Source organism: Dyadobacter sp. CY347, from assembly GCF_021502655.1.
Lineage (GTDB): Bacteria > Bacteroidota > Bacteroidia > Cytophagales > Spirosomataceae > Dyadobacter.
The window spans coordinates 102,747-119,013 of the sequence record NZ_JAKFFT010000011.1 but is presented as its reverse complement, the minus strand read 5'-3'; the positions used below and the strand labels follow the sequence as shown (position 1 = coordinate 119,013).

Annotated in this window: 12 protein-coding genes; 8 read left to right on the top strand and 4 right to left on the bottom strand. The window is 47.0% G+C overall.

Features of this window, described 5'->3' with window-relative positions; all coding sequences use genetic code 11:
• Window positions 1–253: 253 nt before the first annotated feature.
• Both L0659_RS24670 and L0659_RS24665 read left to right on the top strand, forming a co-directional pair.
• Window positions 254–406, top strand: coding sequence for a hypothetical protein (locus L0659_RS24670; RefSeq protein ID WP_235129276.1), 153 nt, complete (start codon window positions 254–256; stop codon window positions 404–406).
• A 53-nt stretch (window positions 407–459) separates the two neighbouring features.
• Window positions 460–1,119: a metal-dependent hydrolase gene (locus L0659_RS24665; protein ID WP_235129274.1), complete on the top strand. Its 660-nt coding sequence runs from the start codon at window positions 460–462 to the stop codon at window positions 1,117–1,119.
• A gap of 56 nt (window positions 1,120–1,175) precedes the next feature.
• On the opposite strand, the gene L0659_RS24660 is transcribed toward L0659_RS24665, so the two are convergent.
• Complete coding sequence (locus L0659_RS24660) at window positions 1,176–3,725, bottom strand: glycosyl hydrolase family 95 catalytic domain-containing protein (protein WP_235129273.1); 2,550 nt, start codon at window positions 3,723–3,725, stop codon at window positions 1,176–1,178.
• Between the two features lie 93 nt (window positions 3,726–3,818).
• Between L0659_RS24660 and L0659_RS24655 the strand changes: the two genes are divergently transcribed.
• The 6 genes from L0659_RS24655 (at window position 3,819) to L0659_RS24630 (ending at window position 9,110) form a co-directional block, all read left to right on the top strand.
• Entirely contained in the window at window positions 3,819–4,721 is a 903-nt protein-coding gene (locus L0659_RS24655; RefSeq protein WP_235129272.1) for an AraC family transcriptional regulator, read from the top strand.
• Between the two features lie 86 nt (window positions 4,722–4,807).
• Window positions 4,808–5,653: an oxidoreductase gene (locus tag L0659_RS24650; RefSeq protein ID WP_235129271.1), complete on the top strand. Its 846-nt coding sequence runs from the start codon at window positions 4,808–4,810 to the stop codon at window positions 5,651–5,653.
• 76 nt (window positions 5,654–5,729) lie between these two features.
• Window positions 5,730–7,094 (top strand): ATP-binding protein, encoded by a 1,365-nt coding sequence (locus tag L0659_RS24645; protein WP_235129270.1) that lies wholly within the window; start codon window positions 5,730–5,732, stop codon window positions 7,092–7,094.
• Between the two features lie 26 nt (window positions 7,095–7,120).
• Entirely contained in the window at window positions 7,121–7,495 is a 375-nt protein-coding gene (locus tag L0659_RS24640; RefSeq protein ID WP_235129269.1) for a response regulator, read from the top strand.
• On the top strand, window positions 7,492–8,538 hold the full coding sequence (locus L0659_RS24635; RefSeq protein WP_235129268.1) for an adenylate/guanylate cyclase domain-containing response regulator: 1,047 nt from the start codon (window positions 7,492–7,494) through the stop codon (window positions 8,536–8,538). Before L0659_RS24640 ends, L0659_RS24635 begins: the two co-directional genes overlap by 4 nt.
• A gap of 2 nt (window positions 8,539–8,540) precedes the next feature.
• Window positions 8,541–9,110: an HD domain-containing protein gene (locus L0659_RS24630; RefSeq protein ID WP_235129267.1), complete on the top strand. Its 570-nt coding sequence runs from the start codon at window positions 8,541–8,543 to the stop codon at window positions 9,108–9,110.
• Here L0659_RS24630 and L0659_RS24625 read toward each other — a convergent pair.
• From L0659_RS24625 to L0659_RS24615, 3 genes are all read right to left on the bottom strand, one after another.
• Entirely contained in the window at window positions 9,105–12,350 is a 3,246-nt protein-coding gene (locus tag L0659_RS24625; RefSeq protein ID WP_235129266.1) for a cyclic nucleotide-binding domain-containing protein, read from the bottom strand. The genes L0659_RS24630 and L0659_RS24625 overlap by 6 nt on opposite strands.
• A 39-nt stretch (window positions 12,351–12,389) precedes the next feature.
• Window positions 12,390–14,663 (bottom strand): cation:proton antiporter, encoded by a 2,274-nt coding sequence (locus tag L0659_RS24620; RefSeq protein WP_235129264.1) that lies wholly within the window; start codon window positions 14,661–14,663, stop codon window positions 12,390–12,392.
• Between the two features lie 115 nt (window positions 14,664–14,778).
• A complete protein-coding gene (locus L0659_RS24615; RefSeq protein WP_235129263.1) occupies window positions 14,779–16,263 on the bottom strand; it encodes a mandelate racemase/muconate lactonizing enzyme family protein in 1,485 nt (494 codons plus the stop codon).
• Between the last annotated feature and the right edge of the window lie 4 nt (window positions 16,264–16,267).

Genomic DNA, 16,267 nt, shown 5'->3' with positions numbered 1-16,267 from the left:
AGAATGAGAGCGGATTGCATTTTATTTTTATGGCTAACAGATCGGTACATTGTATAACATAGTTCTTTGTATAAAATATATGCCAGTTTACTTAACGGCTCTTACCAAGCCGTTTACACGCATGTTAATTTTTCAAAATGTCCGCATTCGGACACTTTTCGTACGAAAATGATCAAAATCACGAAGGCTCTCGCGGCAAGGCGCTTGGCGGTTCGGAGGAGCATTGTTACATTTGATATATAGCAAATCACCGATGACAGAACTGGAAAACTATCTGCAATCTTATTTTGAGTTCGAGTCGGGCGATCTGACCATCGTCGCTTCCTTTTTTAAGCCCGAGTTTGTCAAAAAAGGTCATTACTATCTCAAAACCGGGAAAAGTTGTGATAAATTGAGCTTTCTCTAATCGGGCCTGCTGCGGGTTTATCTGGACTTGTCATTAATCAACCAGCCATTTGTATGTTTTTAGGTCACTATGGATTAGCATTCGGAGTAAAAAAAGCGGCTCCTCAAATCTCGCTTCTGACATTGTTCGTCGCCGTCGAATTTGTCGATATTCTCTGGCCGTTCCTGCTGTTATTCGATGTCGAGCAGGTGAAGGTTACGCCGGGCATTACGGTTGTTACGCCATTTGATTTTGTACATTATCCTTACACGCATAGTTTGCTGATGGGAATTGTGTGGGGTGCATTGGCAGCATTGGTTTATTGGTTTTTCAAAAAAGACACAAAAAGCGCTGTGATCGTAGGCCTGGCAGTGCTAAGCCACTGGTTTCTGGATCTGGTTGTGCACATTGCTGACTTGCCGCTGACGCCATTCACCAATGTCAAAGTAGGAATGGGATTGTGGAATTCGCTTGAAGGGACTGTAATTCTTGAACTTATAATTTTCGCCATCGGGGCTTATCTTTATTATAAGCATACAAAAGCAATCAGTAACAAGGGTAAATGGGGTTTTTGGCTGCTCGTTGCGTTCTTTATCATCATCGACATCTTCAACATGTTTGGCCCGGCACCGGAAGATTCGATTCCGATGCTATTCGTTTCCTTCGTTGTGTTGCAGTTGATCGTGCTTTCATTGGCACATCTTGTAGATAAGAACAGGGTGGCGGTTCAATAAAAAGGTCAGGACATTGCTCCATAGCAACGTGCCTGACCTTTTATGCATTTATCTGTTTATTTCCCTTTAAAAACATATTCCTTACCGGCCTCGGTCGGGAAATCGAATGCCACTTTTCCGGCTTTTACGATTGCGGTGCCGCCAGGAACGGGTTGAATGTTTTTATAGAATGCATTTGAATTTTCGCCTTTCGCAGCTTTCAACGTAACTTTTGAAGCAGCCTTCAAATTGCCGGGAACGCCTATGCGACAGCTGCCGCCGAGCTTGGAGCGAACGACTAGTTGTGTGATCTTACCATTGGCCCATGCAATGTCGAGCTCAAAACCGCCTCTGGCTTTCATTCCTTTTACTTCTCCACTAGTCCAGTTATCGGGAATAGCGGGAAGAATGTTAATGAGGCCGTCATGACTTTGTAATAACATTTCGGTGATTCCGGATGTGCCGCCAAAATTTCCGTCGATCTGGAATGGAGGATGTGCGTCGAGGAGGTTAGGGTAGGTGCCGCCGCCGTTTGCGTAGTTGGTCCCTTCCACGCCTGTCAGTTTCAATTGCTCGCGGATTAGTTTATAAGCATGATTTCCGTCCAGTAACCGCGCCCAGACATTGATTTTCCAGCCTTTGCTCCATCCCGTTCCGCCGTCTCCGCGCAGCTCCATTGTCTTCCTCGATGCTTCCGCGAACTTTGGAGTTGTTAAAGGAGAAATCTGTCTGCCAGGAAAGAGGCCGAACAAATGCGAGATATGCCTGTGCTCCGGCTCCACATCTTCCCAGTCTTTGTACCATTCCTGCAAATTGCCTTTCTTGCCGATCTGCATGGGAAACAATTTAGCGCGTTTTTCAATCAGCATTTGCCTGAATTCCGTATCCGTTCCAAGCCTTTCCGATGCTTCGATCATGTTGGTGAAAAGGTCCCAGATAATGGCCATATCCATGGTTGTAGCCACAGAGACGGAGCCTTTGAAGCCTTTTTCGGTGAGGAAAATATTTTCAGGAGTCGTGGATGGCGCTGTGATCAGCTTACCGTTTTTATCTTCAATCAGCCAATCCACACAGAATTCGGCCGCCGATTTCATCAATGGATAAGCTGTTTTGGATAAATATTCTTTATCACCGCTAAACTGGTAATGTTCCCACAAATGCTGGCATAACCATGCACCGCCCACAGGCCAGTTAGCCCACGACGGACTTCCACTCACCGGATTGGTCGTCGCCCAGATGTCTGAATTATGATTAAGCGTCCAGCCTTTCGCACCGTAGAAATTTTTGGCGGTTTCCTTGCCTGTCGTAGCCATGTTGCCGATGAGCGCTATCAATGGAGTGTGCAGTTCCGGCAGGTTTGCCGTTTCCACCATCCAATAATTCATTTGCGTGTTAATGTTGGTTGTGAAGTTACTGCTCCAAGGCGGGCGGACTTCACGGTTCCAGATGCCTTGCAAATTCGCAGGAATGCCGCCGGGACGCGAACTGGAAATCAGTAAATAGCGGCCAAATTGAAAATACAACGATTCCAGCCCCGCATCTTTCGCACCCTCAGCATATGCTTTTAGGCGCTCGTCCATGGGCAATTCCGTTTTGGGATTGCCATTAATAACCAGGCTTACCCGGTTAAAAAACTTGTGATAATCAGCGATATGGTCACCTTTTAGCGCATCGTAAGTCTTGGCTTGTGCTGCTGTCAGATATTTTTCTGCGATTTGGGATTCGTCTTTTCCTTCTTTGTCCGGGCATTTGTCGAAACCATTGAAACTGGTAGCCGCCGATAAAACCAGTACAACTTCTGTTGCACCCGAAACGTGCAAGCCCTGGGCATCTGCAACCGTTTTTCCGTCCGATTCCTTCACTTTCATGCGCAGCTCAAACCGCATTCCTTTGCATTTGGAAGGGTCGTTATAGATCACCGGCTGCTCCATGGTTTGCATGTAACTCGGATCCGTATGCGCAGGCGCCTGTCCTTTCATGGCCACCTGGTTCTGCGCGATAACAACATTATTATAGTATAGCGGGCTTTGCGTGGCCGCCGTGAAATTCAGCGCACCTTTTTTGCTGGCTTTCAACTTCACCATCATTACCTGATCGGGCGCCGAAATGAAAATCTCCCGGCTATATTCCACGCCTGCGACTGTAAATGTCGTGGATGACAATGCATTGGAAATGTCCAGGTCGCGTTTGTAGGCTGTGGGTTGTCCTTCGAATTGCTGCTTAATGATCAGGTCACCGAGTGGTTCATAGGATTCAGTGAAGATGCCTTGCATTTTCTGGGTCAGCTCTTCGGCCAGTTTATAATCTTCGTTCGCAATCGCGGTCCTGATAAGCGGGAGATAATTTTTGGCGTTCGGGTTGGGGTTCGTGTTCACCGGGCCGCCCGACCATAGCGTCTCTTCGTTCAGCTGGATCAGTTCTTCATCAACCCTTCCGAAAACCATGGCACCGATGCGGCCATTTCCAATCGGCAATGCTTCATTCCAATTTCTGGCAGGTTGTTTATACCAAAATTTGAGGTCGGATTGGGCAAGTGCAGTCCGGCAGGCAACCAGAAGTGTGAATGCAGAAAAAGCGAGTATAAATGTGCTTTTAGCATTGAAAAAGGAAAGGTTGTTTAATCGCATGAGTGGTTTTTAAAGTATTTCAATTGGGACAAATAAACAAGGTTGTATCATTTGAATTCTACTAATTCTATTTGAATTTTGTAACTTCGTGTTATGGCAAACTCAGAAACACTCGAAGAATTCTACCAGCACAAGTTTAACTGGCTGCCCGATAACCTGCAACAGGACATTGGTCATTTCAATGTATTTCGTTTGGAAGATTGTATGGGCCCGAACTCGGCGCCTATCCAATATAGTCGCAAGGATTTTTACAAAATTACCCTTATCCGCGGAAAGAACATTTATCACTACGCGGATAAAAGCCTCGAAACGGACGGATCAACCCTTATTTTCTTCAATCCGCAGGTCCCTTACACCTGGGAAGGCGGTCCCGACAGCATTTCGGGCTATTTCTGTATTTTCACAGAGGGCTTCTTTTCGGGCAGGATCCGCGATGGACTGGGCGATTTGCCCATGTTCACACCAGGCGGAAAACCGGCTTATCTGCTCAATGAAGCACAGGAGGCACATGTTCAGGGGATCTTCGAAAAAATGCTGGAAGAAATCAATTCCGATTATCAATATAAATACGACCTGCTGCGCAACTATGTGACCGAAACGGTGCATTATGCCATGAAAATGCAGCCTTCGGAGTCGCTATACCAGCACCCGAATGCCAATTCGAGGATCACAGCTGTATTCACTGAGTTGCTCGAACGGCAATTTCCGATCGAGTCGCCTTCTCAACGCTTTACATTCCGATCTGCCAATGATTTCGCACAACAGTTATCGGTTCACGTGAATCATCTGAACCGTGCGATCCGTGAAACGACAGGCAAAACAACCACCACGCACATTGCCGAACGTATTGCCAGTGAGGCGGTTGCACTATTAAAACATACCAACTGGAATATTTCAGAGATCAGTTATAGTCTGGGGTTTGAAGAACCGGCGCATTTCAACAACTTTTTCAAAAAGCAAACCAGCCAAACACCCACTTCATATCGCATTGTTTGAATTTTGCAATCATCTGTTTGAACCGCGCAATGCTGGATTTTTCCCGGTAACCTAATTTTGTTTCATCAATTTAAACAAACAAAAAGATGGAAACTAACAAAATTTGGTTCGTAACAGGTGCTTCAAAAGGATTGGGGCTGACATTGGTTCAAAAACTGCTCGCCAGTGGCATTAAAGTAGCAGCTACTTCGAGAAATCTGGAAGATCTGCAAAAAGCAGTTGGGAATGCCAGCCCGCAATTTTTACCATTGGCAACAAATCTTAAAAGTGAGGACAGCGTTCAGGAAGCAATTGAGAAAACCGTAGCGCATTTTGGCCGCATTGATGTGGTGGTAAATAATGCAGGTTATGGCTTGCTTGGAAGCATTGAAGAACTTACAGACGCGGAAGTCCGTGATAACTTTGAAATCAATGTGTTCGGCGTTTTCACAGTGATCCGCAAGGCCATGCCTTACCTGCGTGCGCAACGTTCCGGCCACATTCTTAACATTTCTTCTATCGGCGGGTTCATGGGCGGTTTCCCGGGATTCGGCGCTTATTGTGCAACAAAATTTGCTGTTAACGGGCTTTCTGAATCCCTCGCCGAAGAAGTAAAGGCATTTGGCGTGCACGTAACGGTTGTTGAGCCGGGCTATTTCCGCACTAACTTCCTTACGGATTCGTCCATAGGACTTCCTAAAATCCAAATTGACGATTACAAATCCGTGCGCGAGACGCAAAACGCACATCAGAACGAAATCAACGGAAAACAACCTGGTGATCCTGAAAAAGCAGCAGATGCCATGATCCGCATCGTGTCCGAACTAAACCCGCCGATGAACCTTTTCCTGGGCAGCGACGCCTTCGGAATTGCGAATGGTAAAATCGCCGCGGTGCAGAAAGAACTGTCAGACTGGAAAGAGCTGACCGTGTCAACTGACTTCGCTGACTAGTAATTGGCAGAAAATAATTACTTTGCTGTGAAATTGGCATTCTCTAAAAAAGAAAAAACAGCACCGTAAAACCTGCATGGATTACTTTCTAGTTTCGTTTTTCCTGATCCAGTACGTCCGGTCCTCATTGCAGACAGCCACAAGCCTTCCGGAATGGGACCGTAAATTGCTCATTGGCAGATACATCAGTATTGCTTTGCTGGCAACCTATTATATAACGGACAGTCCGGACTGGTATTCCTGGCTTTGGCATATATTCATGGTCGTGGTCCTTTTCATCCTTTATACTAAGGAAGAGTTTCGGTCTCTCAAATCTGTGACACAGTCGGTAATTCCTTTTGTGGTAGTGTCTATTTTAAATGACGTCGTTGAACTTGCTGCACCTAAGTTCCATGATAAATACCACGACTGGCTGGACATTGCGGTCGCTTTTGCATTCATCCTCTGCTTCGTCATCTGGTTCTATGCCCGGAAACAACAGAATATCCTGTTGAAGGAACGGGAGGACCGGATGCGCGAGGAAGCGGCCAGTAAGGCACAAAAGGAATCCCTGGAATATCTGGTTACAGAGCGGACCATGGAGCTTACCGCTCAAAAGGAACAATTGCAAAAAACAATCGACGAGCTGAAATCAACGCAGAATCAGCTGATCCAGAGCGAGAAAATGGCGTCGTTGGGCGAGCTTACGGCGGGCATTGCGCATGAGATCCAGAATCCATTGAATTTTGTAAACAACTTCTCGGAAGTGTCCGTAGAGCTTTGCCAGGAACTGGAAGAGGAAGTGGATAAAACCTCTATTTCTGACGACGACAAAGACTATATTAAAGGCATTATAGCCGATTTAAGCCAAAACCAGCAGAAGATCACGCACCATGGTAAGCGCGCGGATTCCATTGTGAAGGGAATGTTACAGCATTCGCGCACTTCATCCGGTGAGAAGGAACCGGTGGAAATCAATGCATTGGCAGACGAATATATGCGCCTCGCTTATCACGGCCTGCGCGCAAAAGACAAGGAATTCAATGCCGCATTGGTAACCGATTTCGACCCGAATATTGGTAAAGTGCTGGTGATGCCGCAGGATCTGGGAAGGGTTTTCCTGAATCTTTTTACCAATGCATTTTACGCCGTAGCGGAGAAAAAACGAATGCTTACCGAAGCTGGCAAACTGGATGATTACCGTCCGGAAGTCAAGATATCTACCAAAATGTTTGCAGGTAAGCTCTATATCCGCGTGACAGACAATGGCACCGGAATGCCGGATCATGTGAAAGCCAAAATATTCCAGCCCTTTTTCACTACCAAACCCACGGGCCAGGGAACGGGATTGGGCCTTTCAATGAGCTACGATATCATTACCAATGCCCATAATGGAATGCTGGACGTGGAAACGGTTCCGGGAGAAAAAACAGAGTTTAAAATTACAATTCCAATCGGCTGACAAGCTCAGCCTTTTATTGATTTGATATGAAAATACTTGTGGTGGATGACGAGGAGGACGTAAAATCCCTTTTTGAACAAAAATTCAGGAAGGAGATCCGCAGCGCACAATTCGAGTTTTCATTTGCTTTTTCGGGTGAACAGGCCCTGGCGTTCCTCGCTGAGCATCCGTCTGAGGTTGTGATGATTTTGTCTGACATTAACATGCCGGGTATGAGCGGCATTGAACTACTGAAAACCATCCGAAAGGATTTCCCGGCCGCGCCTCCGCAAGTGATGATGATCACGGCTTATGGCGATAGCAACAACCATGATCAGGCCATGCAGCTCGGGGCGGACGATTTTTTGACCAAGCCGGTCAATTTTGTTGAATTAAAAGAGAAATTGCTCAAATCCTTATGAAAGCCAAGATACTGGTAGTGGATGATGAAACTGATTTGCAATTACTGATCAAACAAAAATTCAGGAGACAGATCCGCGAACAGGAATACGAATTTATCTTCGCTGAGAACGGCTACAAAGCCCTCGAAGCACTTGCCGAGCATCCCGACATTGACATGGTGCTGAGCGATATCAATATGCCCGAAATGGACGGATTAACGCTGCTGATCCGCCTCGGTGAGCTCAGCCCGATCCTCAAATCGGTCATCGTATCGGCTTATGGTGACATGGATAATATCCGCACGGCCATGAACCGGGGCGCATTCGACTTCCTGACCAAACCTATTGATTTCAAGGACCTTGAAGTCACCATGGAAAAAACGCTTACGTATGTGGGACAGCTTCGTGAAACGCTGCGTGCGGTTCGGGAAAATGACATTTTGCGCATGTATGTGGACTCTTCCGTGCTGCAATTTATGACGCAGGATGCATTTGAAAAATCATTGATGACGAGCGAGAACATCGAGGCGACGGTTGTCTTTATGGATATGTGTGGATTCACTTCAATTTCTGAAAAGGAGCCAGCCGACCTGGTCGTAAAGCTTATCAATAAGTATTTTGATGTAATGGTTAAAGAGATCATCGCGCAGGGAGGCTTGGTCGATAAATTCATGGGTGATGCCGTTATGGCCGTTTTTCGCGGGGAATATCATTTAGACCGTGCTATTGAATCTTCGCTGGCCGTAAGGAACCAGATCAACAACTTTAAAGAAGAACAGGAGGGCCATACGGGTTATTTCCCAAAGGTTTCCATTGGCATAAATTCAGGTGAAATGGTTTCCGGGAACATTGGGTCCGCGGCGTTGAAGCGGCTGGATTATACGGTGATCGGCGATGCAGTGAATGTGGCGCAGCGCTTGCAGAATGCGGCGAAACCAGGCCAGGTTTTGTTGCCGGAATCTGCTTATTTAGTTGTAAAAGAGGCATTTAATTGCAATCTGGTAGGGGAGGTTGTTTTGAAAAACAAAGCAAATCCCGTTAAGATCTACGAAGTTTTGGAATAGCCATGAATGTTCAGGAAGCAGAAATCTATATCGTTGACCAGTTTCGGCGAAAGTTGCCCGATACGCTCTATTATCACGGACTGCACCACACGCTGGACGTTACCAATGCTGCATTGCATCTCGCTAACCTCGAAGGCATAACTGATCCTGAGTCGCTCGATCTGCTCAGAACAGCGGCTTTGTACCATGACACGGGATTTATGGAAACCTACCACGGACATGAAGAAGTCGGATGCAGGATTGCAAGAAAAGCTTTGCCCCGCTTCGGTTACAATGCAGACCAGATCGATATAATTTGCGGGATGATTATGGCCACGCAAATCCCGCAAAGCCCCAAAACACATTTAGAAAAGATTATCTGCGACGCAGACCTGGACTATCTGGGCCGCGCAGACTTCGAGCAGATCGCTGAGAGTTTATACCGGGAACTCAAAGTCCGGGATATGGTGACCGATGTTGATTCCTGGAATGCTGTTCAGAAGACATTCATCAGCTGCCACAGTTACTGGACGGAATCCGCGCGTCGCCTGCGGGAAATTCCCAAGCAAGAGCGCTTAAAAACCTTATTATAGCAGTCGCATTTTCTCATTTTGCGCACGGATACGCTGGCAAAGAATGCGCAGCACATTCTTCAAAATCTCATCACGTTCTTCCATCAGCTCAAAGAAATCCTCCTGATCAATCCGGAAAACGAGCGTGTCCGTTTCGGCAACCGTTGTGGCAGATCGGGGTTCGGTATCGAGTAATGCGAGCTCACCAAAAATCTCCCCTTTGTCAAATAGCGCAAGCTGTTTCTTGCCATCATAAATCCCGATTTGTCCCGTATATATAATGTACATTGAGTCACCAGGATCACCTTTTGCGAAGATTTGCTGTCCGTCGCTGTAAGTAACTTCCTTCATGATCGGCGCAATGGAGCTCAGCACATTCTCAGGAGTCTGGGCGAAAAGCTGGGTGTTTTTCAAAATAATCACTCGTTCCATTTCCGAGATCTGCTGGGAAGTTTCTGCGTGCTTCATGGTGTTTGTTGTGGGGTTAATGCTTGTGGTCCGCGCGTTTGACGGGTTCAATTTCAATTTCGCGGCATCCCTGATCAGCCGGGAAGAATGGCGCGTCAGACTTTCAATGAGCCTCGTTTCTGTGTCTGAAATGCTCTTGGTAATCGCCAGTGCGATGGTCCATTCTGTAAATAATTTTTCTTTCTGAGCCAGGATGTAAGGCACCAATGAAACGCCCGCTTCCTGATTGCCCATGTATTGCCGTAATGCTTCCCGCTTTTTCTGAATGGGGATATTTTCAAATAATGCGTGCAATGCCGGATACAACATGCGCGGCAAAAGGCTCTCGATCATTTCCAGAGAATTGGCCCGCTTCTCACGTGATGCATGGCGAATTCCTTTCCACGCATTTTGTACGGCGTCCTTATCGTACTGCATCATGAAAAGGTAAAAAAGCCGCTGGCTTGTCAGTTCCAATTCATAATCCAACGTATTATTCCAGCTTTCATCCGCTTCATTTTCGTCCATACCGTTTAAAAGCATTGACGCGTGAAACAACTCCTTCTCCACAAATTCAGAGATAATTTGCTTGTAATCAGCCATCAACGAATAATTCGTCAATGCTTTTAATGCATCGCGGTGAATATAAGTATCAACTGTATTTAAATGTATTTGACTTTCAGAATTTACTAAATTAATGTTATGGTAAATATTTTTAATAAGTTTAAAAAGTATTTGAAGTATAAATTCATGTTTGGTTTTTTCGGCAACCTTAATGAGCGTTTGCAAGCGTTCGCGCGAGGGATCATTATGCAGCCATTCGTCCACAATGCCAATGCCCGAGTCACCGGATCTGATCAGCGACGTGACGGTTTGCCTGTTCAAAGAGCCGGTAAGCAGTGGTTTCAATTCGCGCAAAAGCTGTGGTGAACCCACGGTTGCGGCCACTTCCAGCGCATAGTTCCGGACTTTTTCAGATCCGCTGCGGAGGCACATTTTGACATACTCTTCCTGGGCTTTCAACCCGGTAATTTTCACACAATCCAGCGCGATCAGTTGCGCCTGTTCCTGCTCAGAAAGAAACAATCTGCGCAATGTTCCATGAATCAGCGGCAATGCTTTTCCAGCCTCCCAGCTTCCGAGGATCGATCCTTTCACAATGTCCAGATCTTCATGCGCGAGAAACCGCGCCAGCTGTTCTTCGGTCAGCTGCGATTTGGAAGCGGCGATCCTGACGGCCAGGGTCTGGCAGGCTGTGTCCGGTTCGGTCTCAATGTATTTCAGGAATGTTTCCGAAAGTTCCGGTTTTTCGAGTCCGGCAAGCGTTTGTAATGTTTTCAGCCGGACGGCAGTGAAAGTATTTTTAAGTAAAAAATCTACATTTTTACGGAACACGGATTCCTTGTTTCGTGCCAGCCAGTCGATCGCATTAAGGACTTCCTCTTTCCGTTCGCTTTTCAGATTCTCGGTGATAATAGGCAATGCTTCGGACGGTGAAGCCATTTCGCCGCTGCGGATAAACCGCTTGCTGATCGCGCTTTTTAATTCCTGAATATAATGGCCATACGCCTTACGGAAAATGATCAGCGCCGCCACGGCGAACAGGAGGGAAAGATCGAACGTGAGGCTGATGTTGCTGAGCTTCTGCGTGTAAATGATCCATAGCAGGCCACCCGCAATCAGCATTCCCAACGGCTCAAAAAAGCCTTTTGCCAATGTATGTCCTTTCAAACGTGTTTTGGTTGAAAGCGGCTGGAACAACACCAGGAAGACCGGATCGAAAATAGTCCTTCGTACCAATTCAAATAGCAGGTAAGCCGCACAATAATAGACCAATAACGAAGGCTCGTCTTTTCTGAAATAGGAGGAAATCAGCAATCCCAGCGATATGACAATGGTCGTCAGTGGCAAAAGGAACAAGGTAAGCCTGACGCCGAACCGCTCAACCGTTTTGCCTGAAAAAACCAACTTTACAAACGTTGCAATGATGTAAGTGGCTGTCAACAAGGTTCCTACGAACACAATCACATCGTGCTGGCTATGGAATTTGTATTTGACATTGACAAAAAAGTGATACTCAATCCAGGTTGCTGCTGCGGCAACGGCCACCATGCCCAGACAAAGGGAGGTAAGCAGTTTATTTCCGCCAAAATATTTTTCAATGATCTTCGACTCCGACGCGGTGATCTGTCTTGGCCTTGCGTGATGCGGATTCGGGATTTCTGTGAATCGGAAAGTCAGGATCTGCGTGTAGAATGCCAGTGCAAAAAACACTAAGGAAATGACCAGCAGGATCATCAAAACGGATGGTGAATGGATCAAAACCGCCAAAACGGCACCCAGCGCCTTAGCCGGCATATCCCCTGAACCGATCACGCTGAAAAGCCTTTTGCTTTGGCGTACATCAAAAACCAGTGCAGATAATCCCCAGAATTCCAGGTTGATCAGCAGGTAAATGATCCGGTAACCCACCATGATGGCAATTGCCGTGGCAATGCCGTGACCCGCCCACAACAAGCCCATCACCACCAAGACCATCAACAGCGAAGACAGCATTGTGCCCAGGCTCAGCCGTTTCAGTAGTAAATGGTGCTCAAAATATTCGTAAACCTTTCCCGCCGCCATGACGGCTACCGCAGCAGCTACATATGCAATGGGCAGTGAATATTCGGGATGGTTTTCGAGCAAGAGCACGTTGGCGGAGACATAAACCAGCGTTGTTCCAACATTGATAAAAAAATTATGAAAGAAGAAAAGGATCGTCTGAGGGTTAATGGCATTGAAAATCTTGCTATTCTTAATCTGGGATATCATATGTTCGGAATGCTGTCGTCGCTGACGTAAAATAAACACTTATCCCCGCACGATCAAAACGGACGGACAGTGCGATAACCAAAGGCTGTGTGACTCCACGGCCTTTTTCCAGCTCTCCAAACTGATGATCATCAGGTCTTTTTCCTGCAAGAAATCCTTTTCCAGGACATTCTCGTGAAATAGTTTGATCCTGTCGCTTCCAAGCTCAGTAATGGCACTCAATTCAGCTTGGATTTCGGCGGATTGGCTGGCAACATTGGTTGGATCCATCATGGTAAGCTTTACATTTTCATGCAAAACAAGCTTTCTCACAAACTGGAACAAAACCTGGTCGTCCGGTGAGAAGATCGGCACAAAAATATTGTCCACTTTTTCCAGCTTATTCTCAATCAGAATTCCAACGGGTATTTTCACAGACTTGATCATATGGGTGGTGCGTTCGTCGAAAACACCCGAATGAAAGAGCTTTTCCTTGCCCGTAATGGTGTCAAACAATCTTTCGCGACTGATCATTTTGGAGGTGAAACCCAGGATTTTACCTAAAAATGTCCCTTCAAAAACGCTGCGCCCGATCCCGATCATAAGCATGTCGTAATCCCCACTGTTGGCAGTTTCAATAATGTCATGCTCAATATGCTGCGAGGGTTTGAAGAGTGTGGCAAATGCAGTGTCCAAACCGGCCGCTTCCTCCGTAATCGGACGGAACGTTTCCCGCTGGTATTCTTCCGTATTAACCTGGTTCAAATAGCTGCTGGGCGACAAGTGCAATGCCGTGATGTGATGTGATTGAAGCTGTTTTTGAATAAAATAATAAGCAAGCCGCATCATTTTGCGTCCGCCCTGCGGGCTGGCAAATGCAATGAGAATGGATAATCTGGATTCCTCACCGGCCTTTTCCAAAGCTTCCAGCTTGTTCTCAGGCAGGAAACGGTCGATGAGATCCAGCGCAGGGCCGGTCATACAGGTTGTTGCCAGGGCCATAATCACCATCATAGCAAAGATTTCAGGTGATAGCACACCAATATCGTAACCAATGTTCAGCACAACCAGCTCCATAAGTCCCCGTGTGTTCATTAATGATCCGATAATCAGGCTGTCGCGCCAGGATTGGTTTACAAAACGCGCCGCAACGGCACTTCCGATGAACTTTCCGGTTGTTGCTAACAAAATGATCAGTCCCGTAACCTGCCAGAGATAAGGGTCGTTTAGCAGGCCGATCTGCGTTCTCAAACCTGTGAAAACGAAGAATAACGGCAACAGCAGCACCATGGAAACGTCTTCCACTTTTTCTATGAACAGATTCCGGAAGCTCTGGTTTGCAGGCATGATCACACCCGCCATAAATGCGCCGAACAGGGCGTGAATTCCGATTATTTCGGTGCAATAGGAAGAGAATATGAGCACAAGAAAGAATATACCGACCACCGGCTTGGTCAATCCTTCGCGGTAAGAGTAATGATCTCCCAGGCGCTTCAATACGGGTTTCAGCACTTTCAGCATGAACAGCACATATCCGGCCGCGAGGATGATCGTGTACACGGAGCTGATAAAATCGCCCGCTTTGACAATGGCGATCACCGCGGCCAGGATACACCAGGCGGTAATGTCGTCGGTGGCGGCGCAGGTAATCACCATCATGCCCAGCTTGGTACGGGAAAGGCCCCGTTCCTGGACAATCCTGGCAAGGACAGGAAATGCAGTGATACTCAGCGCGATACCAATGAAAAGTGAGAAGGATAAAAAGCTGATGCCATCCGGCGCGAATTGCTGATATATATAAAATGCCAGTCCCACACCCAGTGCAAAAGGCAGGATAATACTGGCGTGGCTGATCACAATGGCTTCCTGCGCCTTGGTTTTCAGAACTTTAAGATCCAGCTCCATCCCAATGATAAACATGAAAAGAATCAGCCCGACCTGGCTCAAAAACTGCAAGTTACCCAGCGATTGCACAGGAAACAGAAATGTCGAGAATTCAGGAAAATACATGCCGAGCAACGACGGCCCTAGGAAAATTCCCGCAGCTATTTCACCGATCACGGTCGGTTGTCCGATGGATTTACAAAGCCAGCCAAAAAGCCGCGCGACGAGAATGATCGTCATGATCTGCAAAAGCAGTATAGCAAGCGGATGGGTTAGGTTGTGACTGAAAGTGTCTGTGAACTGATCCCAGGATGAAGCTGTCGAAGCGGGATTATTGGCCAGTAAATCAGCATTTTCAAGCGTTTGGCCCTGGCGTATAAAAAAGTAAAGTAAAGCGGAAAAGGCACCAATTGTAATTGTGTAGAAAAGTATATTGCGAATGCTCTTCATCGTCAGTAATAAGTGGGAAGCGCGCAAAATAGCGAATAAATGCTAAAAAAGGGTTTCCAAACGGTTAAGAATGGAAACCCTTTTCTAAAATCTCAACGGCACAAGTTCTAAAATCTCAACTCCACAAGCGGTCGTGAGAGCGTTTATCATTCCAGTCCGGCGTAGGGGCGAAGAAGCTTTTATCCTTTGGGTTCAGGTGTTTTTTGACTTCTTCTTCATTCAGTTCGATACCAAGTCCGGGCGCTTCCAGCGGCACGGGTGCGTAGCCCTTATCAATCAGCTTGCGACCGTCAGTTGTTTTAACCAGACTTTCCCACCAAGGCACGTCCACGGAATGGTGTTCCAAAGCCAGGAAGTTCTGCGTGGCGGCTGCGCAATGTACATTGGCCATGAAGCTGACAGGCGTTCCGGCGAAGTGCATCGCCATTGCGATCCCGTTATCTTCGGCGTAATCACCGATGCGTTTAGTTTCAAGTAAACCGCCCGATGACGCCAGATCGGGGTGCACAATGTCCACGGCCCGTTTTTCAATCAGTGCCTTGAAACCTTCTTTCAGGTAAATGTCTTCGCCGGTCAATGTGGGTGTTTCCAACGCATCTGAAATGGTTTTCCACTGGTCGGTGTATTCCCATGGCACCATGTCTTCCAGCCAGGCGAGGCGGTATTTATCCAAAGCCCGCCCCAGGCGGATGCCGTTATTTAGGTCAAAATGGCCATAATGGTCTGTGGAAAGCGGAATTTCATAGCCTACTACGCTGCGCACATCTTCCACGACCCTTGCCATTTCGTCCAGACCTTTCGGTGTGATCTGAATCGCTGTGAAAGGGTGCTTTGTATTTGCATAGGAATGATAATCACCTGCCCACTGTGAAAATCCACCGCCCCAGACCTTATTGTTCACAACACTGTTTTCACTGTTACGCAGCATTCCTATGGAAACATCCATTTTTAACCAGGTATAGCCCTGGTCCTGCGTCCGGAACTTGATCTTATCTTTAAACTCGTTCAAATCATTGGACTCCGGCGTATCCGCGTAAAGCCGCACCTTATCCCGGTAACGACCGCCCAACAGCTGCCAGCACGGCACATTATAGGCCTTTCCACAAAGGTCCCAAAGCGCCATTTCAACCCCGCAAACCCCGCCGGCCTGACGCCCGTGGTAACCAAACTGCTTGATCGATTTGAAAAGCTGCTCCACATTACAAGGATTTTGTCCCAATAAATGGCTCTTCAAAAACAAGGCATAACGCTCGTCAGCACCGTCGCGCACTTCGCCCAAGCCATAAATTCCCTGGTTCGTATCAATGCGGATAATGGGCGTGCGGCCTACATTTTGTACAATGCAGTAGCGCAAGTCGGTGATTTTCAGCTCGGACGGCTTCGAGGCACGGTTCACTTTGGAAGTAGCCTGCGCAATGGTGTCTTCGGTGGACATAGACATAAACCCGCCGAGTGCGATCCCTCCTACGGCTGTTTTCCTGAGAAAATTCCTACGGCTGTCCTTGGTGATCGGATTATTGATCTCTGCAGCGGCTGCTGCTTTTTCAGCTTGTTCAACTTGTTTGTTAGAAGCAATAATGTCTGTTAAAATGCTTTTCATTAGC